Origin of the sequence: Rhodococcus sp. AQ5-07, assembly GCF_009707305.1 — a bacterium.
In the GTDB taxonomy this organism is placed as follows: domain Bacteria; phylum Actinomycetota; class Actinomycetes; order Mycobacteriales; family Mycobacteriaceae; genus Rhodococcus_F; species Rhodococcus_F erythropolis.
The window spans coordinates 164502-188307 of sequence record NZ_CP046100.1 but is presented as its reverse complement, the minus strand read 5'-3'; the positions used below and the strand labels follow the sequence as shown (position 1 = coordinate 188307).

Genomic DNA, 23806 nt, shown 5'->3' with positions numbered 1-23806 from the left:
AATATTCTTAACTAGATATTATGGCAAGATGGCGTGAGCTTAGCCCTACCTGTCCGAGAGCACCAGTAGCCGAACACCACCGTTCATTCGAAGGGACGTCATTGATGGCCAGCACGCAGGAAACCATCGTCACCGAGCACGCACAGATCATCGAAGAGGTCACCGGAATCGAGCCGTCCGAAATCGGCATCGGCACGTCCTTCGTCGACGATCTCGGTATCGACTCACTGTCCATGGTGGAAATCGCGGTACAGACCGAAGACAAGTACAACGTGAAAATTCCCGACGAGGATCTGATGGGTCTGCGCACCGTCGGCGACGTCGTGGACTACATCCACACCCTCGAAGCCGCAGCAGCGCTCGAACTCGCCGCGCCGAGCAGCGACAGGTGAACACCACCGAGGCACGCTCCTGGCTCGGCCGCGCACCCAACGTCGTCGTCACCAGCCTCGCAGCGACCACGTCGGTCGCCGGTGACGTCGCCGGCACATGGAAGGCGCTCCTCGCGGGGGAGAGCGGAATCGGTCTTCTCGACGATTCGTTCGTCGAGGAATTCGACCTGCCGGTCCGTATCGGCGGTCACTTGAAGGTCTCTCCGGACGATGCCCTCACCCGGGTGGAGATCCGGCGGATGAGTTGGCCGGCGCGGGTCGCGTTGACACTCGCTCGCACGGCATGGATCGACGCAGGCTCGCCCGACGTCGACAAGGATCGTCTGGCTGTGGTCATCGGCACCGGACTCGGAGGCGGCGACGCCCTGATCGATGCGGTCGAGCGGCTCAGAACCGGCGGCTACCGCAAAGTGTCCCCCTTCGCAGTGCAGATGGTCATGCCCAACGGCCCCTCCGCGACCGTGGGCCTCGAACTCGGCGCCCGCGGCGGGGTGATGACCCCGGTGTCGGCATGCTCGTCAGGAGCGGAAGCCATCGCGCAGGCCTACCGGATGATTGCGATGGGCGATGCCGACATGGTCGTCGCCGGCGGAGTCGAAGGCCGCATCGATTCGTTTTCCATCGCCAGCTTCGCCACGATGCGCGCGCTGAGCTCGAACAATGCCGACCCTGCCGGTGCGTCGCGTCCGTTCGACAAGGATCGGGACGGTTTCGTCTTCGGCGAGGCCGGAGCGCTGATGGTCCTCGAAACCGAGAAGCATGCCCTCGCACGCGGTGCGACGATCCATGCGCGTCTGCTCGGCTGCGGTACCACCTCCGACGGCTACCATCTCGTCGCTCCCGACCCCACCGGCCGCGGAGCCGCTCGCGCGATGAGCCACGCCATTCAGCGAGCCGGGCTGACACCCGCCGACATCACCCACGTCAACGCCCACGCCACCGCCACCCCGGCCGGCGACATCGCCGAAGCACAGGCCATCACCACAGCGGTCGGCACACACGCGGCGATCTACGCCCCGAAATCTGCCCTCGGGCACTCCGTCGGAGCCGTCGGGGCGCTCGAAGCGGTTCTCACCGTCCTCGCCGTCCGCGACGGCGTCATCCCCCCCACACTCAACCTCGACACACTCGACCCGAGGATCGACCTCGACGTGGTCACGACGTCGCCGCGCATCGGGCCCGTCGACTACGCCGTCAACAATTCCTTCGGTTTCGGAGGACACAACACCGCTCTCGTCTTCGCTCGCCCTTGACCCACCTCACGAAACAGGACCCCATGCCGACCCTCACCCTCACCCTCAACCACGTCCCCGTCAACTACGTCGTCACCGGCGCCGGCCCGCGTGTACTGCTGATCATGGGCGCCGGCAGCCCCGGCCGAGTATGGAACACGTACCAGGTTCCGGCGCTGGTGAAGGCCGGCTTCGAAGTCGTCACGATGGACAACCGCGGAATCACGAGCATGGCCGGGATCGAGGGGATGAGCATCGCCGATCTCGCCGCCGACGCAGCGGCCCTGATCGAACATCTCGGCGGACCCGCCCACGTGATCGGCACATCACTGGGCTCACGAGTCGTACAAGAGCTGGCGATCACCCGCCCCGAACTGCTCGCCAAGGCGATCATGCTCGCCGCCACCGGCCGACCGCACCCCGTCGAAGCCGCCCTCAACCGCGGACAACGAGCTCTCCACCAGGCAGGGATCGACTTGCCCCCTTCCTACACCGCGGCCATCAGCGCGGTGCTGAACCTCTCCCCGCACACCCTCGCCGATCCGCAGAAGGCCCAGGAATGGCTCGACATCTTCGAATACTCCGCCCCCACCACCACCTCTGCCGGGGTCCGCGCCCAGACCGCGATGGATCGATCCCACAATCGGCTGACCGATCTCGCCGCGATCCAAGCACCGACCCTTGTCATCGGATTCAGGGACGACCGCTTGACCCCGCCGGCGCAGGGCATCGAAGTAGCCGCAGCCATCCCGGGCGCCCGATACGAACAAATCGCCCAGTGCGGTCACTTCGGCTACCTCGAGCGACCCGAGGAGGTCAACGCGCTGCTGATCGCGTTCCTCCACGGCCGGCCCTTGCCGCAGCAGCCATGACGGACCGGCACCTTCCCTGCCGCCGCGAGCGACTGCCCGCACGCGGCGAGAACACACCACCTCAGGACCACATGACCGCTGATCACCCCGACCTCGACGCACCCGCCCGACAACACGCCACGAATCCGACGCTGCCCGCCGGCGGGAAAGTTGCCGTGATCACGGCCGATCCGATGTGGTCTCCCCTGCGCCGGTTGCACCGCAATCGTCGAACGTGGGGTGAGGGGTATGCCGCACTCATCCGTTACCGCACCGCCCTGCGCGCGGAGCACACTGCGCTCTCGTTCAACGATGTCCCGAGGTTGATCGAGACCATCCTCGCGCTCCCCGACCACGTCGAGACGGTATTCCTGATCGGGCTGCCGCCCTACGGGACCGCCCTCGTTCAGCACGAAGTAGCCGCCCACCACGGACCCCTCGTCATCGCAGACAACGAAACCATGACCGCTTCACTTGCGGCCCTGACCCTGACCGCCCTCGACCGGCAAGGCGTGTGGCCGTGGATGGCGACCGTCTACATCTCGGAGTCCAGACACGCGCCACTACTTGACGACGTACTCACCCGGTGCGGCATCGGCACCGTCGCCGACATCGACACCGCCAACTCGACGCGCGAGGACAAACGCCACCTCATCGAACAGTGCGATGCCGTGATCGACTTGTCCACCACGGAGAAATCGACCTCCCCGCTACGGTGTATTCGCCTGCCCGCGGATCCGTTCGAATACGCGTCCCTACCGCTCGCAGGTCTTCTCAGCGCAGGATGCGGGCACCGCATCACCGTGATGACACCGGACCTGATCGCCGCCTCAGCCCTGGCCATGCATTCACGTACCGCAGCGCATCGCTTTCTACCGGACATCACCGATCGCGGTCTCGTACGAACGGTCTCCGAACACGTCGGAGTCGCCATTACGGCATCCGAACTTCACACGAGGTCGCAATGATGAGAATCCGACAACCGACTCTTCACCGAATTATCGAGGGTGCGGATTCATGAACCCAAAAAATCGGCAATTCAGAAGCCCGCGTATGCCAGCACACAGTGACAGTCAGATCACCAATCCATATCCGAAATACCTCACTTGCAGGAGCCCGTGTCATGCGATATCGCTACATCGGAACAGAGGAAATGATCTACCAAGGTCCGCCGGCGCGCGTTCTCGGATTCGGGGACATCGTCAAAACCCCCACCAACCCCAAACCTCGATATTTCGAACCCCTCGAAGCGAACCCAGAACTGGACGGGAAGACACCGTAAGTCCGTCACCCCAGACGCTGTCGTGACACCTCAGATCATGACGGTCGAGAAGAGGTCGGACGAGAGTGGAACCTGGACCGATACGCGCGCAGCTTCCGATATTCGCACACAATCCATCCTCCAAAGTGCCACTCTCACAATGGAATATCACGTCGAAGTGCACGAACACGTCACGCGGACGTGATTGTCAAGATGAGAGCATCGAGACGTTCTCGATACGCGCCCGCGATGAGAATGATCCTGAGCCTCTCCCATAGACCCCAGTTCTACGCCTGTAGAAGGAAACCGAGACAACAACATCCCCGGCGCCGATCGGATATAGCGGACCGCCAGCCACCGGAATACATGCATTCACGCATCCAACACGGAGTGAAGATGAAGAATCGCGTCACCCCCTCAGCAGCGGTCACCGCGGCCGTGACCTACTTGTTGAATCAACCCGACGCCGCCACATTCAGGAAGAAGCATCAAAAACTGTTCACTCCTGCGGTCACACCGGGTCGCCACAGCGACGACTACACCCCCGCGGACACTTTCGCAGTCAACTCAGCTCGACGGAGGGCCCTCGAACTGGGAGAGCCCGATCCCACGATTCCTCCCGCACCAACCGATCCGGATCCCGTTGGTGGGGATCTTCAGCAGTCCGTCGGACGCCACCGACAAAGGTAGTGGTCTGACTCCGGCGCGGGCCATACCGCCAAACAAACGACCGGTTCGTTGATCACACGATCCCATCAACACGCCGGATGCAGCGATAACTCATCGGGTGCTTGCACCGATGAGTTATCGGGGTGTTCTCGTGGGAACCGTCTCTAGAACGGTGTTTCGACCAGACTGGCTGACCAAATGCTCGGCGAGGGAGGTGCCGTGAGGACGACACTGGAAGATGTGACGAAGACGAAAGCCGAACTACAAGCGGAAGCCGCACAGCCGTGGAACTGAACACCCACGACAGGAGCCGGCTGGCATGAGCGAAATTCAGGATTCGACCGATTACGGAACGCTGCGGAGCTGGATTGTGGGTCACCAGATCTTTTCCTTCTTCCTGCTTTCCTATGCGCTTTCATGGTCTCTCTGGGGAATCGCCGCGCTAGGCGGAGGTCGCGTCGTTTTCCTCTTGGGCGGACTCGGTCCGCTTGTTTCAGCGCTCCTGATCACGCGCTTCTCGGGGAGGTCCGTGCGCGAATGGCTGCGCTCCCTTCTGGTATGGCGGGTATCAGCGGGCTACTACGCCATCGCACTCCTCTTCCCCGCGGCCATCTACGCCTTGATCAACCTGGCCTTGTTCGCCCTCGGACACGAGCTCGATTTCAACCTGTTGCTGGACCTTGCGCCGGGCTATCTCGGAACATTCCTGCTGGTCGCCACCGTGGGCGGCGGCTTCGAGGAACCCGGATGGCGAGGCTTCGCCCTTCCCCGACTGCAGGACCGCCGTTCCCCCGTAGCGTCGACGTTGCTCCTCGGCCTCGCCTGGGGCATCTGGCACATTCCCCTGTATGGCCCAGCCGGGTTCGTCGTGCCCCTGATTCTCGCCTTCTTCTATACCTGGCTCTATAACCGCACGGGCAGCGTCCTCATATGTCTTCTCCTGCACGCCAGCTTCACTCCGGCACAGAACCTGTTAGTCCTCGAGACCACGCCAGCAGGTTCAGTCGGCAAGGGTCTGGTCCACTCGGTCGATCTCATAATCCTCAGTGTCTACATCGCCGCCGCACTGAGCCTCACCCTCGCCACGCGTGGCCGACTCGGCTTCACTCCTGCCACGCGCGGCCGCGTCGGCTTCACTCCCGCGTAAACGAATGCGTCCATTCTTGGGGTGCAGTGGGACCCGAATGCCGCGCCGACAGTGTTTGAGACCCACCCGACACTTTCGATACATCCGAACCGCGATGGGGAATCGTGGCGGACGGGGTTGCTGTTGAACTATGGGCAGGTGGGGCGCAGTATTTACAGATGAAGACCGAAGAGGAAGAGCGACTCATCGCTCACGCGGTGACGCGGTTGTCCGCGAAGTATCCGTCGGTACCCGCTGACGATGTCGCCCGGGTGGTGGCATCGGTGCACGCTCATGTCAACGGCCACAAGGTGCGTGATTTCGTTCCTCTGCTCGTCGAGCGCATGGTGGGAGAGAGACTTTCCTCGCTGGTCTCGTCTTAGCCAAGATGTCCGCGGCAGACGAGTCCGACTTCGCGCAAGCGAGAGTGTTTCTGGCCCTGTTGAATTCGGAAATCGACGAACTAACGGAGCGTATCGAATCCGCGCTGCGGCTCGTGCGGGGTACTCGCCCGGTCGCACCAGCGGTGGCGTTGGTGGCGCGCACCGATGCGGCGGCTCTGCGCAAGGACCTTCATCGGGTGCATGCTCTCATCGAGTAACTGGGCCGCCGCTTTCCTGCCGCCAATGTTCCCGCCTCACAGGCTCCCGCAGCTGATCGCTTTCCGTCGCATCGTTGATCCAGCTCGGTCTGTGGTCGAGCGGCGAATCCGAATCGAGCACGGTGATCAACAGCGGACTGCTGCGCTGGATACGGACGCGTCCAGGTTCGGTCACAACGACGGGCACAGTGCTCACGGATTCCGTGAAATGCGAATTTCTCGAACACGCACCCCTCATTTGCAACAGTAATTCCCAGAGACGCATTGTTACGCTCTCGATCGGTCACGTGTTCACTGCTAAATCGTCCGTGGCGCTGATCGTAGGCGATCTCCGACAAACAACGCGTTTCCTTCGAGATCGTGGCGGGATTTACGCGCCGCCGTCGGTGTCCCATCGTTGCAGGGCTCGGCGTGGATCGGTGAAGGGAGCTGCATCCCCAAGGACAAGGCCTAGAAGTTCGGGGACCGTCTCACCATGGCAGCAAGGGTTCGAGGCAGCGTCCAGCAGTACTGCCGCAATGGCGGAATCGGTGGATGGGGGAACGACGAGGAACACCCATCGCGTGCGATCCAATCCGATCAACGAGATCGTATGCCTGGGATGAAAGTGGCAGCCGTCCAGCATTACTCGCCGTTGGTGACACGAAAGCCGGCTTGTCGACGATTCCCATTCGGCACTGTTGTAACTAACCCGCTCGATGGGCCCGGTGGCGACGAGGAGCGTCGACAGTAACGGGCCTGCCTCTACCGCCAGATCCGCTGTGCGTGGCCACCACCCGCCATCCACGTTTCCTGGACGGCCTCTCCAATCGCGGACCGAAAGACGCACTCTACTAACAGAATCGATGCCTGTATGTGCCGTGTCCGGAATCAGCGTCTGCGGATCGGCGAATCTGATGGACATTGGTCCTGCTCTCGTTATCATGCACTGCAGCGCCTCATCGATGGATGAACACTTCAGCACCACGGTATGCGCAGATCGTGCTGGTATGCAGGGTCCGAAGTCATCCATATCGGTGAGAACTGTCTTCCAGTATCGACGCCAGGTGACGACTGCGTCGCTAGCTTTCCACCCTGGCGACGGCCGATATGAAACTCGTGGTGAGTGGACATGGCCGGACGAATGGTCTTTCGGAAAATCTCGGTGACTTCCTCCCCTTACCGCCGCGAAGAATACAGGCCAAGCTGAATCAACGCCACACGCCTCGGACTCAAAGGACTCTCATGCGCACCGTTTCGTTCAACCTCTTGGCATTCAAGGGGTTTCCGCTCCTCAAGGGGTCATCCGCCCCGAGCCGCGGGTGTCGGCAAGGGCATCGCCCCTGTACGACCACCGGTGGCATCGGCGGTGACGGCGAATGACCTCGGTGTCGACAGATCTCGCGTACACAGCTGACGAGTTGGACTTGGATCTTCGGTGGTGGTCTGCAGCCAACTATTTGACGGTCGCACAGATCTACCTGCAAGAGAACGCACTTCTTCAGGAGCCGCTGCAAGTCGAACACATCAAGCCGCGACTTCTTGGGCATTGGGGCACCAGCCCTGGCTTGTCCATGATCTATGCGATTTTGAATCGTCAGATCAAGAACACTGATTCGAACTGGCTTTTGGTGACCGGTCCTGGCCACGGAGGGCCCGCCATTGTGGCATCGATTTATCTCGAGGGCACGTACAGCGAGGTCTATCCCCGCATTTCGTCCGACAGCGCAGGCATACGCCTGCTGTGCCGTCAGTTCTCCACGCCCGGAGGAATACCGAGCCACGTCAGTGTTCAGACACCCGGGAGTGTGCATGAGGGAGGCGAGCTCGGATACGCGTTGATGCACGCAGCCGGGGCTGCATTCGATCATCCAGACCTGACAGTGGCGTGCGTGATCGGCGATGGCGAGGCAGAAACTGCTCCGCTCGCCGGCTCGTGGAAGTTGCCGGCTTTCCTGAACGCACGCCGCGATGGAGCGGTGCTCCCGATACTTCATCTCAACGGGGCAAAGATTTCAGGACCGACCGTACTCGGCCGCACGGATGACGAAAATATTTCGAGGTTTCTCACGAGCCAGGGGTGGTCGCCGATCTTCGTCGAGGGCGATCAACCTGAACTTGTATTCCCCAAATTGCAAGCGGCGGTGCGTCAGTCCCACGAGGAGATCCGCCGCATTCAGGAAAGCGCGCGATCCGGTCACCCGGCCCCTGACATCATGTGGCCCGCAATCGTCCTGCGCACCCCCAAGGGGTGGACCGGCCCGCACATCGTCGACGGACACCTGATCGAAGGCACAAATCGATCACATCAAGTGCCGATCGCGCAGGTGCGTATGAACCCCGACCACCTTCGACAGCTCGAAAAATGGATGCGCTCGTACAAGCCTGAGACGTTGTTCGACGCCAACGGTTCACTCGTGAAGGAACTGAGAGACCTTGCGCCCGAGGGGGATCTGAGGCTCGGTGCCACCCCTTATGCGAATGGTGGGCGGCTGAGTGTGCCGCTGCGGGTTCCGCCGCTCGAGGACTACGCTCTCGACATCGAATTACCGGGAACTACTCTGCACGCCACGACGAAACCACTGGGCGAGTTGATCCGTGACATCTACCGCCTCGATACCGGTGATAGTGACGGCGGGGGAACGTTCAGATTGTTCTGTCCGGATGAGACCACTAGCAACAAGCTCGGGGCCGTGTTCGAGGCAACCGATCGCTGCTGGCAACTACCGGTAGCGGACTTCGATGAGAGCTTCGGATCGGACGGACGAGTAATGGAAGTGCTCAGTGAGCACCTCTGTGAGGGGTGGCTCGAAGGGTATCTTCTGACCGGTAGGCACGGCATCTTCGCCAGCTATGAGGCATTCGCGATGGCGAGCGTGTCGATGCTCGTTCAACACTCGAAATGGCTTCAGCACGCAGCTGGGTTGGAGTGGAGAGAGCCTGTTTCATCACTTAATGTGCTCCTGACCAGTACATGCTGGCGAAATGATCACAACGGCTTCAGTCATCAGGGTCCTGGGGTGATAGATGCCGTCATCCCACTTTCGCCGGAAGTGATCCGAGTATGGCTTCCCCCGGATGCGAACACACTCTTGGCTGTTTCGGAGCATTGCCTCGTGAGCCGTGACCATGTGAACTTGATCGTGGCGGACAAACAGGAGCATCTGCAGTACTTGACCCTCACCGAAGCCCGGGTGCAATGCGCTGCCGGTGTCTCCGTGTGGAAGTGGGCAGGCACCGAAATTGTCGACAGTAATTACACGACCGACCCGGATGTCGTACTCGCCGCTGCAGGTGATGTCCCAACACAGGAGATTTTGGCTGCGGCTGACCTTCTCCGCCGGTGGATACCGAATCTTCGTGTGCGGGTGGTGAACGTGATCGACCTGATGGCGCTTCTCCCCCGCGAGGTACATCCTCACGGACTTTCAGAAGCCTCGTTCATCGACACGTTCACCCGCAGCGTCGATGTGATTTTCGCCTTCCACGGATACTCACGAGCTGTACACCAGTTACTGCACGGCCGTACCGGCGCCGAAAGGTTCCACGTCCGCGGGTACAGCGAACAGGGCACTACGACAACGCCGTTCGACATGGTTGTCCTCAACGAAATGAGCCGGTACCACCTCGTTCTCGAAGCTCTACGACGGGCGCGACGCGTCACCGATCACAGTATCGAGCTCTCCGCATACTGCACATCGCAGTTGGCTCGGCACAAGCAGTACATCGTCGAGCATTTCGAAGACATGCCGGAGGTCCGGGATTGGGCGTGGAGTTGACCGATCGTTTAGCGCTGATCGACGTGTCGGCGACGGTCCTTGAAGGAACCGCTCGGAGCAATCCGGATTCGGGTACTCTTACCACCAATGCGGGTACCCGAAGTTGGGTTCGGCGACGGGTAGCCCGACCTGTACTTGTTTCTACCGAATCGACGCCAGGAGTAGTAGGGACGCAGTGCCGACTACGGCAGCGGAACCGCCCACACCAGTGAGGTCCCACCGCTGGGCATCTTGTCGACAGTCAATGAACCTCCGCACTCGGCGGCGCGACTGCGGAGGTTGTCGAGTCCACTCGACGCCACCGAGTCGGCGATGCCGATGCCGTCGTCGGTGATGTCTATCCGGATATCGTCGCTGATCGAGAGCGCGACTTTCACAGTCCGTGCTCGGGCATGGCGAACGGTGTTACTGACTCCCTCCCTGATCACCGCCACCGCGTGATCGGCCATGGTCTGGTCGATGACCGACAGAGGCCCGTTCACGCGGATAGTGGTGCGCACGGATGAATCCGCGGACATTTCGTCGACGGCATCGTGCAGTCTGGCTCGCAGTGTCGACTCCGAGAGCGTGCTGCCCTGCAGGTCGAAGATGGCGTTGCGAACATCTTGGACAACTTCCTGAAGGTCGTCGATCGTGGCCGCCAATCGAGCTTTCGTAGTCTCGGAAGGGCTTTGCTGGGCGGTGACCTGCAACGAGAGGCCGGCGGCGAAGATACGTTGAATCACACTGTCATGCAGGTCGCGTGCGATCCGATCACGATCCTTGAGCACGTCGAGTTCACGTAATCGCCTCGCCGCATACGCCATTTGAAGTGCCACAGCGGCCTGGTCGGCGAAAGTGGTCAGCAATGCAAGTTGTTGTTCGCTGAAGGGCTCAGCGTTTCGCTCTCGCAGCGCCACCAGCACACCCGACACCGAGTCGGGCGTCCGTAGTGGGGACACCAACGCCGGCCCATACCGCATATGAGAGCCACGATTGACGTCGAACTCGAGATGTTCGCCGCGGATAGATGTACGAGTGAGGAAGGACCTGCCGATCGTCGAGCCGATCGCCGGAATCACGTGCCCGACAACTTCCTCCGGCGAATTGCCGTCCGCGACGGTGACGACCAGGTCGGAGTCCGGGCTGAGTGCGTCGACTGGTTCGGCGATGAAGGTGCGGTCCGCGCCGGTGAGTTGACGAGTTTGCCACGCGATCAGGCGGAGCACGTCCTCGACAGCGACTCCCGAGAGCAGTGCTTCACCTATTTCGCGAGTTGCCTCGAGCCAGAGTTGCCGCGAAGTGGATTCCTCGAACAGTCGTGCATTTTCTATCGCGATCCCGGCAGCGGACGCCAACAGTTCGACGACCGCCTGATCCTCCTCGGAGAAGGGGCCTCCCCCGAATTTCTCGGTGAGATAGAGATTTCCGAACACGGTCTCACGGACCCGGACAGGCACGCCGAGAAAAGTGTTCATAGGCGGATGGTGGGGCGGGAATCCCACGGAGGAAGGGTGCGAGGACAGTGTCGTCATTCGTAGTGGCTGCGACTCGGTCACGATAGACCCGAGAAGGCCGCGACCCGTCGGCAGCGGACCGATGCGGGCGCGAGTGAGTTCGTCGATGCCCTCGTAGACGAATTGTGTGAGCTGGTTGTCGTGTCCGCGGACTCCCAGCGCGCCGTAGCGAGCGCCGACGAGCTCGATCGCAGCATGCACGATCGAGCGCAGCGTCTGTTCCAGATCTAGGCCGGCACCGACGACAAGCATTGCCTTCAGTAGCCCGTCGGTCCTCTCGCGAGCAGTTCGACTTTCGATGTGATCGATGGGCAGCTCCGAGTGCGCGCTGGCGTCGGTTTGCTCTGGCTCCGCGGGTACGGTGGGTTCCGTCATCGGCGGTTCAGTTCCAGTGCGCGTTTCGATGCGAACACCGCTGCTTGGGCTCGACGTTCCAAACCCAGTTTGGCCAGGAGCCGCGACACGTAATTCTTGACCGTCTTTTCAGCGAGAAACATGCGCTCGGCGATCTGACGATTGGTCAGACCTTCCCCGAGGAGGGCGAGAAGTTTGCATTCTTGATCGGTCAGGTCGCTCAGCTCGTTGTTCGCTTCGTCAGCGGCTCGGAGTTTGCTCATCAGAGCAGCGGCGGCGCGATTGTCCAGCAGGGACTTTCCGTGGCCGACGTCTTTGATGGCCTTCGCCAGTGCCATGCCGGTGATGTCCTTGACGATATAGCCGTGCGCGCCGGCGAGAATCGCGTCGAGCATGGCCTTGTCTTCGGTGAACGACGTCAGAATCAGGCACTTGACGTCGGGGAGTTTCGAATGCAGTTTCTTGCACAGTTCGATGCCGTCACCATCGGGCAATCGCACGTCCAGCACCGCCACGTTCGGGCGTAACGCTGGGATTCGAGCCAGAGCGTGCGCGTAAGTTCCTGCCTCGCCGATCACGGTGAGATCGGGATCATTGTTGATCAAGTCGACCAGACCACGTCTGACCACTTCGTGGTCGTCAACGAGAAACACCGAGATCACAACTGTTCTCCTCTTCCCCGCCCCTCACCAGCCTACGGATCTCTCACCGGCGATCGGCGCCCTGAAGCTGAATATTCGAGGTCTTTCGTCACTTGTTCCGTCCCTAAACTTCAGGGCTCCGGACGGCCGCTCCCCTCGGACCTTCGATGTCGACAGACGAGCATCTCGAGGACTACTACTAAGTCCACTTTTGGGACAACAGTGGCTTTCGGTGGCCGTTCGGCCCTACCTGATCGTCCGATCGGCCGAGCATCCTTGGCGGGTAATTGAATTCACCTCTTCACCTGTAAAGGAAAGTTCGATGCACATGACGCACACCGTGACCCGATCGGCAAGGGAAAGAAGCCCCATCGCTTCGCGAATCGTCGAAGAGGAAGCGACTACAGATCCATACGGCCCCCGTCGTGCTGTGACGGTCGCACGGTTGGCGTTGGAGTTCGCGGGCCAGTTTTCCCTAGAAGGAGTGGAAATCGTCCTCGACGGGTGCATTCTCGACCTTTCGTGGGTGTCTTACGCAGCGATGCCCGAGTTGAGCGAACGGTTGGCCCGTCAACGCATCTCGAGCTACTGCCACAGCAAGAACAGAGGATTCAGGTGACACGACTGCCCTGGACTATCCGTGAATTGGCCTGCGGCAGCATAAGTGATCGTCGAGATTCGACCTCGCACGACACAAAAGCCAGCGCGGAGTGGTTCGTGTGCGGCGACGAAACCTGTGCCAGCGCGCACTTCACGAAACCCCCACGATCATGACGGCCTCGCCCCAGCCCGCGAACCCGGACGGACCCGACAACGACAGTAGCGGCCCGCCCCACGACGAGCCGCACACCAGTGGCGTGTCGTCACGGCTGAACTGGCTACGTGCGGGCGTACTCGGCGCCAACGACGGCATTGTCTCCGTCGCAGGCCTCGTCGTCGGAGTCGCTGCCCTCTCCACCGATCGCGGCCCGATCCTGACCGCCGGAGTCGCAGGCCTCGTCGCCGGCGCAGTATCGATGGCACTCGGCGAATACGTCTCGGTAAGCACCCAACGCGACACCGAACGCGCACTGCTAGCCACAGAACGCCACGAACTCGAACACACCCCGGACGCCGAACTCGACGAACTGATCGCGATGTACCAGAACAAAGGCCTGAGCGAAGAAACCGCCCGCCGGGTCGCGGGGGAATTGACTGCTCACGATGACTTCGCCGCGCACGTCGACATCGAACTAGGAATCGACCCCGATGCATTGTCCAACCCGATCTCGGCGGCCCTGTCATCAGCAATATCGTTCACCGTCGGAGCGATGCTTCCCTTGATCGCGATCCTCAACCCACCGCCCGGGGTGCGGGTGCCGGTGACGTTCGTCGCTGTTCTGCTTGCGTTGGCTCTGACCGGCGCAGTCAGTGCACAGTTGGGCGGCGCCAGTCGCCGACGCGCGGTGGTTCGTGTGATCGTGGGAGGGGCCCTGGCAATGATCATCACCTACGCCGTCGGCCAGTTACTCGGAGTGGCAGGGGTCTGACAGCATTCCGACCCGACCGTTGTCGTCGAGGTGGTGTGTGGCCTGTGGAACACCTCTCCGAAACGCACACCGATTACCTGGTCAGCAGAACGCCAGCCCGAACCGGCTTCGCCATCATCAGAATTCGAATACCAGACGCGCGGTGACACGGCCGGCGAGAATGTCGTCGAAGCATTCGTTGACATCGTCGAGTTTTCGCGAAACTGCAGACACGGTGGTTTTTCCCGCGGCATGAAGCTCGAACACCTCGCGCAGATCCTCACGTGTGCCGACAATCGATCCCAGAACGGAGATACCCCCGACGACGGTGTCGAAGATCGGGATCGGAAACACACCATGCGCAGGCATCGAGACACAGACCAGTCGGCCCCCGCGCCGAAGTGAGCGGAACGCTTGGTCGAAGACGCTCGGAACGACCGCCAACACGATCGCGACATCCGCACCGCCAAGCTTCTGGATCGCTTCGACAGGGTCTTCGGTCAGTGAGTTGACAGTATGGTCCGCCCCCAATGTTGCGGCGAGCTCGAGCTTGTCGTCCGCGATGTCGATTGCCGTGACAAAACCTCCGGCGATCCTGGCGTATTGAACTGCCATGTGCCCCAACCCGCCGACACCGAAGATCGCGACCCGTTGCGCTGGCCTCACCCCACCGACCTTGACCGCCTTGTACGTCGTCACACCCGCGCAGGTGAGCGGGGCAGCATCGAACGACGAGATCGAATCGGGAACACGAACTACGTACTGCGCTTGCGCCACAGCATATTCGGCGTAAGCCCCATCGATGGAGTATCCGCTGTTCTGCTGCTTCTCGCACAGAGTCTCCCATCCGGAGACACAGTGGTCGCACTCACCGCACGCGGAACCGAGCCATGCGATCGCGACACGTTGACCGATACGATCGTGGGAAACGTTCTCTCCTGCCGCTTCGATCACTCCGATACCTTCGTGACCGGGCACGAAGGGGACGGTGGGTTTGGCGGGCCAGTCGCCCTTCGCTGCGTGGATATCGGTGTGGCACAGTCCGCAGGCTTCGATCTTGATCAGAACTTGGTCCGGTCCAGGCGTTGGGATCGCAATGTCCTGGACGACCAGGGGTGCTCCGAACTCTGTCACTACTGCTGCTCTCATCGCGATCATCCTCAGATTGGGGTGGACTCGAAAAGCCGACAGCCGATCTCGGCGCCGCACCTACTGATGCTCCCGCGACCAAGCACAGCTCAAGTAGGGTCAGAGGTCACCCCGGCAGGTCGAAGGACCCCGAATGCTGAACACCCCAAAAGGGTTCGGGCCCGTGATTTCCTGCAGTCATGGCCGTCCATTTACCGATGATTCCCATTTCCGCACTGCCTATCGTCGAATCTCTCGCTGGAATCGCCTCAGGAGAGCACTGGCATCACTGTAAGTGCGATGAGGTGCACTGCCGCTTCGGCGGTGCGGCCATGCATGTTGCCACTGGTGCGGCGGTGCCGACACCAGTGTTTCACCGGAACCGCGGTGCACTTCCGGGCGTATGTGTCCATGGCGGTCTTTCGGCCCTACTCGACTTAAGCAGCAACCGAGCACACTGGAAGAACACGGCGGTCACGCGATGAACGACGACAGAACGGCGATGAGGAATCCCGGATGGACATCTCCCACACCCCCGTTGGCGTGCGAGCACCCATGCCATGCAACACAATCCGTTTACCCACGCGCTGGCCCACCTTACGAAGGCGCTCACCGGTGTCTACGATCGCGAGATCGCTGGGTTGCGGTGAGAGCCGTCGCGGAGCGGAAGCGCGGCAGTCCATTTGGTGCCGAGCCGAAAAACATTGAGCCACAATTTTTTGGGTCACCGTTGGCGGAGCAAAGAATCTGTGTTCACGCCCTCGGGTGCGAGACGAGGGAAGGTTCACACAGGACAGTGACCCGCAGTTGCCGCTGGTGGATCATGTCCGAGGAAGGGGACCGAGATGAAGGTGTCGTCGTCGATGATGCATGTACGAGACTTGGATCGTTCTGTGCAGTTCTATCGTGATGTGTTCTCCTGCACTACGGGCCTGCGCACACCGGACTCGGCGTTGCTCCTGACCCCTGACGGATTTCAGATCTACATGCACGCGAAGTCTGCATTTCGTCCCGTCGATGCCGGCGTCACCGGAGTCCTCTACATCATGTGGTCCACCGACAGCGAAGACGAGTTCACACAGATAGCGGAACGCATGCGCGTGCACGACGCGTCGGCATCAGTCTCGACGTCCGACGGGCTGACGCTTCTCGACGGACGGGACCCCGACGGAATCAGAATCGTCATCGCATATCCGAGCCCGACGCAGTTCCCGCGCGAGGTGATCGCTGCCCGCTTCCGCGGGTAACCACCCTCGCATGATTCGCAACCGGAAAGCTCTCGACACCGCCACTGGCCGGCCAATTGCCATAGATGGTGGTAGGCCAGCGACGAGTCTGCAGGGCACTCTCCCTGACGGCGCCCTGCCTGCTAGGTCCTCTCGTCGACAGGTTCGAGGCCCGTACCAGCTGAGCAGCGGGCTCGATCTAGCGTGGCATCGCTTCGGCGTTCGCGCGGAGTGTGTGCAACATTTTCCTGCTCATCACGAAACCTATCGGTTCGATGATCGAGCATCCGAAAGCAAGGCGGCTGGCCACTGACCGTCCATGTGAGTATCTCCCCCGCTCGATCAGTCGTGTTCTGTCCGAGGTTATGGGACGTAAATGGAACGACCACAGAGCATGATCGGCTATGTCCGGGCCTTCGCCGAGAAGAACCATTGTCGTGCCGCGCTTGATCATCGTCACGGTCAGAGGGGGTGATTTCGGGTGCAGAGCTACCTTGTCCCCCACTTCGAGGAGTTGGAAGTCGTGATTGATACCTGCTGCACTCGTGATGTTGCATCCCACCATGTTCTCCAGCCCGCGATAGCTGTAGAAACCCGCACGTTGTTGGCCTATTTGAATCAGCGACGGCCACAACTGATCTGCTGCGGAATCGACAGTGATCGCGTGTGTGTACGACCATGCCGCGTTCGGGACGAACTCATCGCCGGGAAGCGTCTCTGCGATCTCCGATGCCGTTGCGCCCCAGCCAGTTCTCCACCGACGCAACGGCCTCGATGCAAGTATGTGAAAAGCAATGAGACCAGCACCGCCGATCGATTCCGCAGCCTCATTCATTCCGCGTCCACATCCTCGTGCTGCCCAGCGAGATGCGGCCGGTTTCGCTCCAGGCCCCTCGGGCACCGAACTCGCCGGTGCACCCCGCTGTCGTCGACGCGACTTTCGGCCACGCCTCTGCATAGGTGGTCGTCGGATCCGCGACCGCACCGATTGCCACGAAAGCGGCATTCGACCAGGCAAGCGGGTGGAGCGCTTCTGGGCCGGCAGCGAATACTGTGGTCACAACGATTGGCAGCACATGTGCAGGACTGTGGTCGATGGTCGTCACGGGAGCCTCAATTGTTTTGTCTTCGAATCGGTTCGACACCAGTTTTAGGTGCGGTCTACGCGTCTCGACGTCTGAGCATGTAACCGGCGAAGCCGATCAAGAGTACGGTCCAGATCACCGCGACGCCGAAACCTTGCCACGGCGAGAGCAGATCTCCGGGGGCTTGCTTCGGTGAGGCGATCAAGCTCCCGGCCTGCGAGGGTAAATAGGCGTGGACGTGCTGCCCGATACTGCCGGGCAGCAGCTGAGCCAGGGGCGCCAAAACGAGAACGAAACCGATGATGCCGGTGACGGCTCCCGCTGTGTGGCGGACGAGAGCGCCGATCGCGATCGCCATCACTCCCAGCACCGAAAGGTACAGACCCGCACCGACTACGGCTCGCAGGACACCCGGATCACCCAACGACACCGATACACGCGACCCCATCACCGCCGATCCGACAAAAAACGCCGGAAAGGCCGCGAGCTCGCCGACCACGAAGACCACAACCATGAACAATCCGGACTTGGCGGCCAGGACCGGTATCCGCGCAGGAACCGCCAGCAGGCTCGCTCTGATCGTTCCGCTGGCATACTCGCTGGTCATGACGAGAACGCCGAGGACACACACCGCCAGCTGTCCGAGCTGAAAACCGGCGCCGAGAATCTGGCGAGTAGGGTCGGCCACAATCTGCATTTGGGCCAGCCGATCGACTCTGTCCCAGTACGCCACGGTAAACCACGTGAACAGCGCAGTGAAACCGACAGTGACGACAACCATCAGCGACAGGGACCAGATCGCCGAGCGGAGCGATACGAGTTTGGTCCACTCCGATTTCAGCAATCCCACAAAATTCAGGCTGCTGAGGTGCTGCGCAGGCGCAGCGGGTTCGTCATGAAACGCGGAGATACTCATCTCGCGGCACTTTCTGTGGCGAGAGGCATCAGCGACCGCTCGTGGGGCGTCATTGCAGGGTGGGTGAGGTTCATGAACGCTTCCTCCAACGTAGCCACTTCCGGTGTCAGCTCATAGATCGCGATGTGATGCTGATTGGCGAGTTCGCCGACACGCTGAGCGGAAATATCACGCACGGTGAGTGCGCCGTCATCACGCGCGCCGGTATGCCCGCCGGCCGAGGCGATACGTTCGGCGAGTGCCGGCGAATCGGATGACCTCACCAACACGGAGGTGTGGCTGCTTCGAGCGACCAATTCCTTGGTGGTGCACTGTGCTATCAGTTTTCCGTGATCGATCACGACGAGGTTGTCAGCGGTTTGCGCCATTTCGCCCATGAGATGGCTGGAGACGAACACAGTTCTTCCCTCGCTTGCGAGGTGCCTCATCATGGAGCGCATCCAGAAGATGCCGTCTGGATCCAATCCGTTGATCGGTTCATCCATGATGAAGGTCGTCGGATCCCCCAAGAGTGCCGCTGCGATTCCCAAACGCTTGCGCATACCGAGCGAAAAGGAACCCGCACGTTCTCCCTTGACGTCACGGAGGCCGACGAGATCGAGGACCTCATCGACCCGGTTCCTCGAAATAGACTGTGTTTGAGCGAGATAAAGCAGATGATTGTACGCCGATCGACCTGCGTGAACAGCCTCGGAATCCAGGAGTGTGCCGACTTCACGCAAGGGCTGACGGAGCTGGGCATAGTTCACGCCGTTGATGTGGACATGTCCATGACTGGGGTGGTCGAGCCCGACGATCAATCGCATCGTGGTGGACTTTCCTGACCCGTTCGGCCCGAGAAACCCTGTCACTGAACCGGATTCGACGTCGAAAGACAGGTCGTCGATCACAAGCTTGTCGCCGTAACTCTTGCTGAGCTCTCGAACTTCGATCGTGTGGCTCATCACGGCCTACCAGAATTCGGTTGCGCAGACGCTGACGGTGCGGTGCAGATCGTTCCGGGCCATGTATCGATCACACAGGCCGCCGCCTCGCGTTCCCCATCTCCGGCACTCACGTGAAATTGCGGACCGCGATCGCGCATCCCCTCGGCTCCCGCAGTTGCTGCAAGCCTACGCATATGGGTTCCTTCGTCAGAGGGATGGACCTGAGGGAGCGGACAGGGTCTGTAGTCATCGGCAACGCTGTCAGGAGACCGGCACCTCTTCGGTCGCGCGATGAACCTCGATTCGACAGTCCTTCACCACAGCGGCGACGGCAGCAACTGCGACCAGAACAGGTGCCGCTATGGCGACCACGACGCCAACCGTGACCGGAATCTCGAAAATGGTGTGGTCATGGTCGTTTTTCACCACAATTCGTCGGACGTTGCCATCATGTAGCAGCTTCTTCACCGCATCAGTGACCTCAGCTCCCTGAACCTGGAAGCTGTTCGTCGGAGGAGCGGCGCCCATGGATCCGTTTACTGAATTTCCCTGTCCCTGCATAGTCGACATTCCGTTCTATACCAACGCACGATGTGGACGCGGTGCGATATCGGGGCGCCGGGTAGCCGATCGACTACCCGTCATCAGTGTCGGGGGCGGAACATCGCGTGCGTAGAGTCTTTGTACCTGCGGGGCAGTTCTTTACGGATGCAGATGTCGAGCGCCCACACAGCAATAGTGAGCTCGGGGCTCTCGAACGGATGATGGCCTTCGCCCAGACCGTGGGCACCTCCTCGCAGTGGCAGGGTCTTTCGGCAGTCCGCACCACTCGGCCCCGCTGGTCGTCATGGTGACCAGTGACCCTATGACCGGGTCACTGAACCGGCGATCATCACAGGATGGACAGAGCGCGAGCGGGAACTGAACGCGCCGACACGTCGGCGTCTGGGCCGGCCCCGATGCTGGGCTGGCGCGTCCTTGAACCCACGTCGATCCATGCGCACCCTATGACGTTCGGACGCATTCCGCGGCCCACGATTCTGCCTGACGAGCTTCTCGTCAAAGTCGTCGCGTGCGGGGTCTGCCGGACCGATCTTCACGTCAGCGAAGGGGACCTCCCCATCCACAAATCCGGTGTGGTCCCCGGTCACGAGGTCGTCGGGTTGGTCGAGGAAGTGGGAGATTCCGTATCCGGATTCGCATTCGGTGATCGAGTCGGGGTGCCATGGCTGCACTCCACATGTGGCAGCTGCCGATTCTGTGTGCGCGGGGCCGAAAATCTGTGCCCGAATTCCACGTACACGGGCTGGGACGTCGACGGCGGATACGCCGAATACATTTCCGTTGCTGCAGCATTCGCGCTTGCGTTGCCTTCGGGCTACAGCGACGTCGAGTTGGCGCCGTTGTTGTGTGCTGGCATCATCGGCTTCCGCGCTCTCGAACGCTCCGATCTGCCCGAAGGTGGGCGTCTGGGGATCTACGGTTTCGGAGGTAGCGGGCATCTAGCAGCGCAGATCGCGATGGCGCGAGGATGCGAAGTGCACGTGATGACGCGCAGTCCTTCGGCGCGCACACTCGCACTCGAGTTGGGCGTGGCCTCCGTTCAAGGCTCACACGACCGACCGCCCGTGCCGCTCGATGCGTCGATTCTGTTCGCCCCTGTCGGCGACCTGGTTCCTGTTGCGCTCGAGTCCTTGGATCGAGGGGGTGTTCTGTCGATCGCCGGTATTCACCTGTCGAACATCCCGCCGATGAACTATCAGCGGCACCTCTTCTACGAACGCCAAGTGCGCTCGGTGACAGCCAACACCCGCATCGATGCCGTCGAGTTCCTTGATTTTGCGGGCCACCACCATCTGGATGTCAGGGTGCAGAGGTATCCGCTCGCGGACGCGGATCGTGCGCTCATGGACCTGGCTGACGATCGTGTCACCGGTGCTGCGGTGCTGGTGTACTGATGAGCCGGTCCGCGTTACGCGTTACCTCGCTCGATCCGTCGAAGGCGCCCGACGAATACGGTGCGGCTGAGGCGTCCATCGCCGAGTTCGCGGACGTACTCGCGTTGTTGGATACCACCTCGGCTGGATTGACTAGCGCAGAAGCATCACGGCGGCTCGCCGAGTACGGCCCCAATGCCGTCCGTTCACACCGCGTCAGTGCCGCAGCGGTCCTGGCTCGTCAACTGAAAAGCGCGATCCTTGCGCTCCTCGCTGTCACTGCGGTCATCTCGTTCTTCCTGGGCGACCGAAACGATGCCGTCATCATCGGCATCATCTTGACGGCGAGCATCGGGCTCGGATTCACCAACGAATACCGGGCTGAGCGGGCAAGTGCAGCGCTCCATTCGCAGGTACGGCACACGGCGGTGACACTACGAGACGGATCCGCGACGGAGGTCGACGTCGCCGATCTGGTACCCGGCGACATCCTTCGTCTCACCTTGGGGTCGGTGGTTCCCGCGGACCTGCGGCTGATTGCTGTCAACGGACTCGAGTGCGACGAGAGCATGCTCAGCGGGGAGTCGCTTCCAGCACCGAAATCGTTGTCTCCTTTACCTCCGGGAAGCGCACAGGCCGACCTCGTCAACTGCGCATTCATGGGTACCGTGGTTCGGGCCGGCACCGCGGACGGTGTCGTCATTGCAACGGGGAATCATGCGGAGTTCGGCCGAATCGCTGCCGCGCTCGGCCAGAAACACCCGGAGACGGACTTTCAGATCGGCCTGCGGAAATTCTCGATGCTGTTGTTGAAGGTGGCGCTCGCTTTGGTGTCGATGATTTTGATCATCAACCTGGTTCTCGAGCGCCCTGTGATCGAGTCACTACTCTTTGCGCTGGCAATCGCCGTCGGTATCACCCCGCAACTGCTTCCCGCAGTGGTCAGTTCGAGCTTGGCTTCGGGATCCCGCCAACTCGCCAAACACAAGGTTTTGGTCAAAAGGCTTGTCTGCATTGAAGATCTGGGTGATCTGGATGTCTTGGTGACCGACAAAACCGGCACGCTCACCAACGGTCAGATCACCTTCACACATGCACTGACCCCCGACGGCCTCGCCGACGACCGAGTCCTGCGGTACGGACTACTCGCCACCGAGTCTCGCCCCGAGCACGCCGCTCAGATCGGACCTGGCGCGAACCCTATGGACGCGGCCTTGTGGCAAGCGTCCGACTCGGAACGAGGCCTCGTGGCAGGGTTCACCACCCTCGGCATTCATCCCTTCGATCACGAGCGGAGGATGACATCAGCGCTGGTGCGCGGCCCGTCGGCGTCCAGTCCGGAAGTGGTGGTCAAAGGGGCCCCGGAAGTTCTCTTGGATCGATGTCTCGATGTGTCGACTGCGGCGCACAGGACTCTGGCTGCCCTTTTCGCTGACGGCAGTCGTGTGGTCGCGGTCGCCGCCAAATCCGCGCCCGGTCTCACCCAGATCACCGCAGAGGACGAAGCGGCCCTGACGCTCGTCGGTTTCCTGGTCTTCCTCGACGAACCGAAGGCCGCGGCCGAAGCCTCGCTGAAGGAACTGAGCGCACTCGGCATTGCCGTCAAGGTGGCGACGGGCGACAACGCGCAGGTGGCGGAGAAAGTCTGTCGCGATCTCGGATTAGCTTCCGGTGGAACTCTTCTCGGCGCCGAAATCGACGCGATGGACGATCAATCATTGACCGAAAATGCCCAACTGGCCACGATCTTCGCGCGGGTGTCCCCCGAACAGAAAGCACGGGTCATCCGCCTGTTGCGCCGACGGGGCCGGGCGGTGGGATTCCTCGGCGACGGCGTCAACGACGCTCTCGCGTTGCACGCTGCCGACGTCGGGATCTCGGTCGACACGGCGACAGATGTCGCGAAGGACGCTGCCGATGTTCTGCTGCTTGAAAAGGATCTGGGAGTGTTGGCCACCGGAGTGTCCGAAGGTCGACGAATATTCGCGAACACGATCAAGTACGTCCTCATGGGAACCTCGAGCAACTTCGGCAACATGTTCAGCGCTGCAGCAGCGTCGGCGGTTCTTCCGTTCCTTCCGATGCTCCCGAGCCAGATACTCCTGAACAACCTGCTCTACGATTCGAGCCAACTGACCATCCCCACCGACCACGTCGACGCCGAACAACTTCAGGCACCATCGCACTGGGACATCGCGTTCATCCGCAAGTTCATGCTGACATTCGGTCCGATCAGTTCACTGTTCGATTTCATGACGTTCGCCGTGATGTTGGGCGTCTTTCATGCTGGTCCCGAGTTGTTCCGAACGGGTTGGTTCGTCGAGTCGTTGGCTACACAGACGTTGATCATCTTCGCGATCAGGACCCGCCGGACACCGTTCTTCCGAAGCCGGCCCAGCGCGGCCCTGGTCATCTCGACGGCCGCGGTCATGGCCATCGGTGTTGCGCTCACTGTTTCGCCGTGGGCCGACGATCTCGGGTTCACCGCCCTCCCGCTGGACTTTTTCGTCGCTTTGGTCCTCATGGTGGCGGTGTATCTCGTGTTCGTCGAGTTCGCGAAGAAGATGTTCTACAGCGAACCTGTGCATCCGACGTCGCACGAACGTGTACGCGGGACCATGCACCGTATCCATCGCCGAGCGTCCAGGTTCAGCACGCCCCTGCCACTGCCGAGAACACAGTAGTGACTATCTGGCAGG

At 61.2% G+C, this 23806-nt stretch carries 22 protein-coding genes; 13 read left to right on the top strand and 9 right to left on the bottom strand.

Annotated elements, in window-relative coordinates:
* Nucleotides 1–104: 104 nt before the first annotated feature.
* The 8 genes from GJB56_RS30140 (at nt 105) to GJB56_RS30105 (ending at nt 6132) form a co-directional block, all read left to right on the top strand.
* Nucleotides 105–392: an acyl carrier protein gene (locus GJB56_RS30140; RefSeq protein ID WP_113683790.1), complete on the top strand. Its 288-nt coding sequence runs from the start codon at nt 105–107 to the stop codon at nt 390–392.
* The gene (locus GJB56_RS30135; protein WP_113683791.1) at nt 389–1645 is read left to right on the top strand and encodes a KasA/KasB family beta-ketoacyl-ACP synthase; all 1257 of its coding nucleotides are present in this window, start codon (nt 389–391) and stop codon (nt 1643–1645) included. The genes GJB56_RS30140 and GJB56_RS30135 overlap by 4 nt, the downstream gene beginning before the upstream one ends.
* Nucleotides 1646–1668: 23 nt before the next feature.
* Nucleotides 1669–2496, top strand: a complete 828-nt coding sequence (locus tag GJB56_RS30130; protein ID WP_113683792.1) for an alpha/beta fold hydrolase — start codon at nt 1669–1671, stop codon at nt 2494–2496.
* A complete protein-coding gene (locus GJB56_RS30125) occupies nt 2493–3443 on the top strand; it encodes a hypothetical protein (protein ID WP_113683793.1) in 951 nt (316 codons plus the stop codon). The genes GJB56_RS30130 and GJB56_RS30125 overlap by 4 nt, the downstream gene beginning before the upstream one ends.
* Before the next feature lie 155 nt (nt 3444–3598).
* Nucleotides 3599–3757 carry a hypothetical protein gene (locus tag GJB56_RS30120; protein ID WP_154606733.1) on the top strand — a complete coding sequence of 53 codons (159 nt, stop codon included), beginning with the start codon at nt 3599–3601 and terminating at the stop codon, nt 3755–3757.
* A 967-nt stretch (nt 3758–4724) separates the two neighbouring features.
* Nucleotides 4725–5552: a CPBP family intramembrane glutamic endopeptidase gene (locus GJB56_RS30115; protein WP_113683795.1), complete on the top strand. Its 828-nt coding sequence runs from the start codon at nt 4725–4727 to the stop codon at nt 5550–5552.
* A 158-nt stretch (nt 5553–5710) separates the two neighbouring features.
* Nucleotides 5711–5914, top strand: coding sequence for a three-helix bundle dimerization domain-containing protein (locus tag GJB56_RS30110; protein ID WP_113683796.1), 204 nt, complete (start codon nt 5711–5713; stop codon nt 5912–5914).
* A 5-nt stretch (nt 5915–5919) separates the two neighbouring features.
* Entirely contained in the window at nt 5920–6132 is a 213-nt protein-coding gene (locus GJB56_RS30105; RefSeq protein WP_195849639.1) for a hypothetical protein, read from the top strand.
* A gap of 370 nt (nt 6133–6502) precedes the next feature.
* Here GJB56_RS30105 and GJB56_RS32155 read toward each other — a convergent pair whose 3' ends face one another.
* Entirely contained in the window at nt 6503–7036 is a 534-nt protein-coding gene (locus GJB56_RS32155; protein ID WP_442792732.1) for a DUF5994 family protein, read from the bottom strand.
* Nucleotides 7037–7490: 454 nt separating this feature from the next.
* Here GJB56_RS32155 and GJB56_RS30100 point away from each other — a divergent pair, with 454 nt between their 5' ends.
* A complete protein-coding gene (locus GJB56_RS30100) occupies nt 7491–9890 on the top strand; it encodes a phosphoketolase family protein (protein WP_113683799.1) in 2400 nt (799 codons plus the stop codon).
* Nucleotides 9891–10072: 182 nt separating this feature from the next.
* On the opposite strand, the gene GJB56_RS30095 is transcribed toward GJB56_RS30100, so the two are convergent.
* Nucleotides 10073–11761 carry a sensor histidine kinase gene (locus tag GJB56_RS30095; protein ID WP_113683800.1) on the bottom strand — a complete coding sequence of 563 codons (1689 nt, stop codon included), beginning with the start codon at nt 11759–11761 and terminating at the stop codon, nt 10073–10075.
* Nucleotides 11758–12402 carry a response regulator gene (locus tag GJB56_RS30090; RefSeq protein ID WP_113683801.1) on the bottom strand — a complete coding sequence of 215 codons (645 nt, stop codon included), beginning with the start codon at nt 12400–12402 and terminating at the stop codon, nt 11758–11760. The genes GJB56_RS30095 and GJB56_RS30090 overlap by 4 nt, the downstream gene beginning before the upstream one ends.
* Nucleotides 12403–13151: 749 nt before the next feature.
* Between GJB56_RS30090 and GJB56_RS30085 the strand changes: the two genes are divergently transcribed.
* Complete coding sequence (locus GJB56_RS30085) at nt 13152–13910, top strand: VIT1/CCC1 transporter family protein (RefSeq protein WP_113684001.1); 759 nt, start codon at nt 13152–13154, stop codon at nt 13908–13910.
* 117 nt (nt 13911–14027) lie between these two features.
* Here GJB56_RS30085 and adhP read toward each other — a convergent pair whose 3' ends face one another.
* A complete protein-coding gene (adhP, locus tag GJB56_RS30080; protein ID WP_113684002.1) occupies nt 14028–15038 on the bottom strand; it encodes an alcohol dehydrogenase AdhP in 1011 nt (336 codons plus the stop codon).
* An 842-nt stretch (nt 15039–15880) separates the two neighbouring features.
* Between adhP and GJB56_RS30075 the strand changes: the two genes are divergently transcribed.
* Nucleotides 15881–16264, top strand: coding sequence for a VOC family protein (locus GJB56_RS30075; RefSeq protein WP_326839315.1), 384 nt, complete (start codon nt 15881–15883; stop codon nt 16262–16264).
* 178 nt (nt 16265–16442) lie between these two features.
* On the opposite strand, the gene GJB56_RS30070 is transcribed toward GJB56_RS30075, so the two are convergent.
* The 5 genes from GJB56_RS30070 to GJB56_RS30050 all read right to left on the bottom strand — a co-directional run bounded on the left by GJB56_RS30070 (nt 16443) and on the right by GJB56_RS30050 (nt 19698).
* The gene (locus GJB56_RS30070) at nt 16443–17078 is read right to left on the bottom strand and encodes a hypothetical protein (RefSeq protein ID WP_113683803.1); all 636 of its coding nucleotides are present in this window, start codon (nt 17076–17078) and stop codon (nt 16443–16445) included.
* Nucleotides 17071–17304, bottom strand: coding sequence for a hypothetical protein (locus GJB56_RS30065; RefSeq protein ID WP_154606732.1), 234 nt, complete (start codon nt 17302–17304; stop codon nt 17071–17073). The genes GJB56_RS30070 and GJB56_RS30065 overlap by 8 nt, the downstream gene beginning before the upstream one ends.
* Before the next feature lie 100 nt (nt 17305–17404).
* On the bottom strand, nt 17405–18244 hold the full coding sequence (locus GJB56_RS30060) for an ABC transporter permease (RefSeq protein ID WP_113683805.1): 840 nt from the start codon (nt 18242–18244) through the stop codon (nt 17405–17407).
* Nucleotides 18241–19188, bottom strand: a complete 948-nt coding sequence (locus tag GJB56_RS30055) for an ABC transporter ATP-binding protein (RefSeq protein ID WP_113683806.1) — start codon at nt 19186–19188, stop codon at nt 18241–18243. Before GJB56_RS30055 ends, GJB56_RS30060 begins: the two co-directional genes overlap by 4 nt.
* 243 nt (nt 19189–19431) lie before the next feature.
* Nucleotides 19432–19698, bottom strand: coding sequence for a DUF4342 domain-containing protein (locus GJB56_RS30050; protein WP_113683807.1), 267 nt, complete (start codon nt 19696–19698; stop codon nt 19432–19434).
* A 431-nt stretch (nt 19699–20129) separates the two neighbouring features.
* Here GJB56_RS30050 and GJB56_RS30045 point away from each other — a divergent pair, with 431 nt between their 5' ends.
* Nucleotides 20130–21128: a zinc-binding alcohol dehydrogenase family protein gene (locus tag GJB56_RS30045; protein WP_113683808.1), complete on the top strand. Its 999-nt coding sequence runs from the start codon at nt 20130–20132 to the stop codon at nt 21126–21128.
* Entirely contained in the window at nt 21128–23791 is a 2664-nt protein-coding gene (mgtA, locus tag GJB56_RS30040; protein ID WP_113683809.1) for a magnesium-translocating P-type ATPase, read from the top strand. Before GJB56_RS30045 ends, mgtA begins: the two co-directional genes overlap by 1 nt.
* Nucleotides 23792–23806 lie beyond the last annotated feature (15 nt).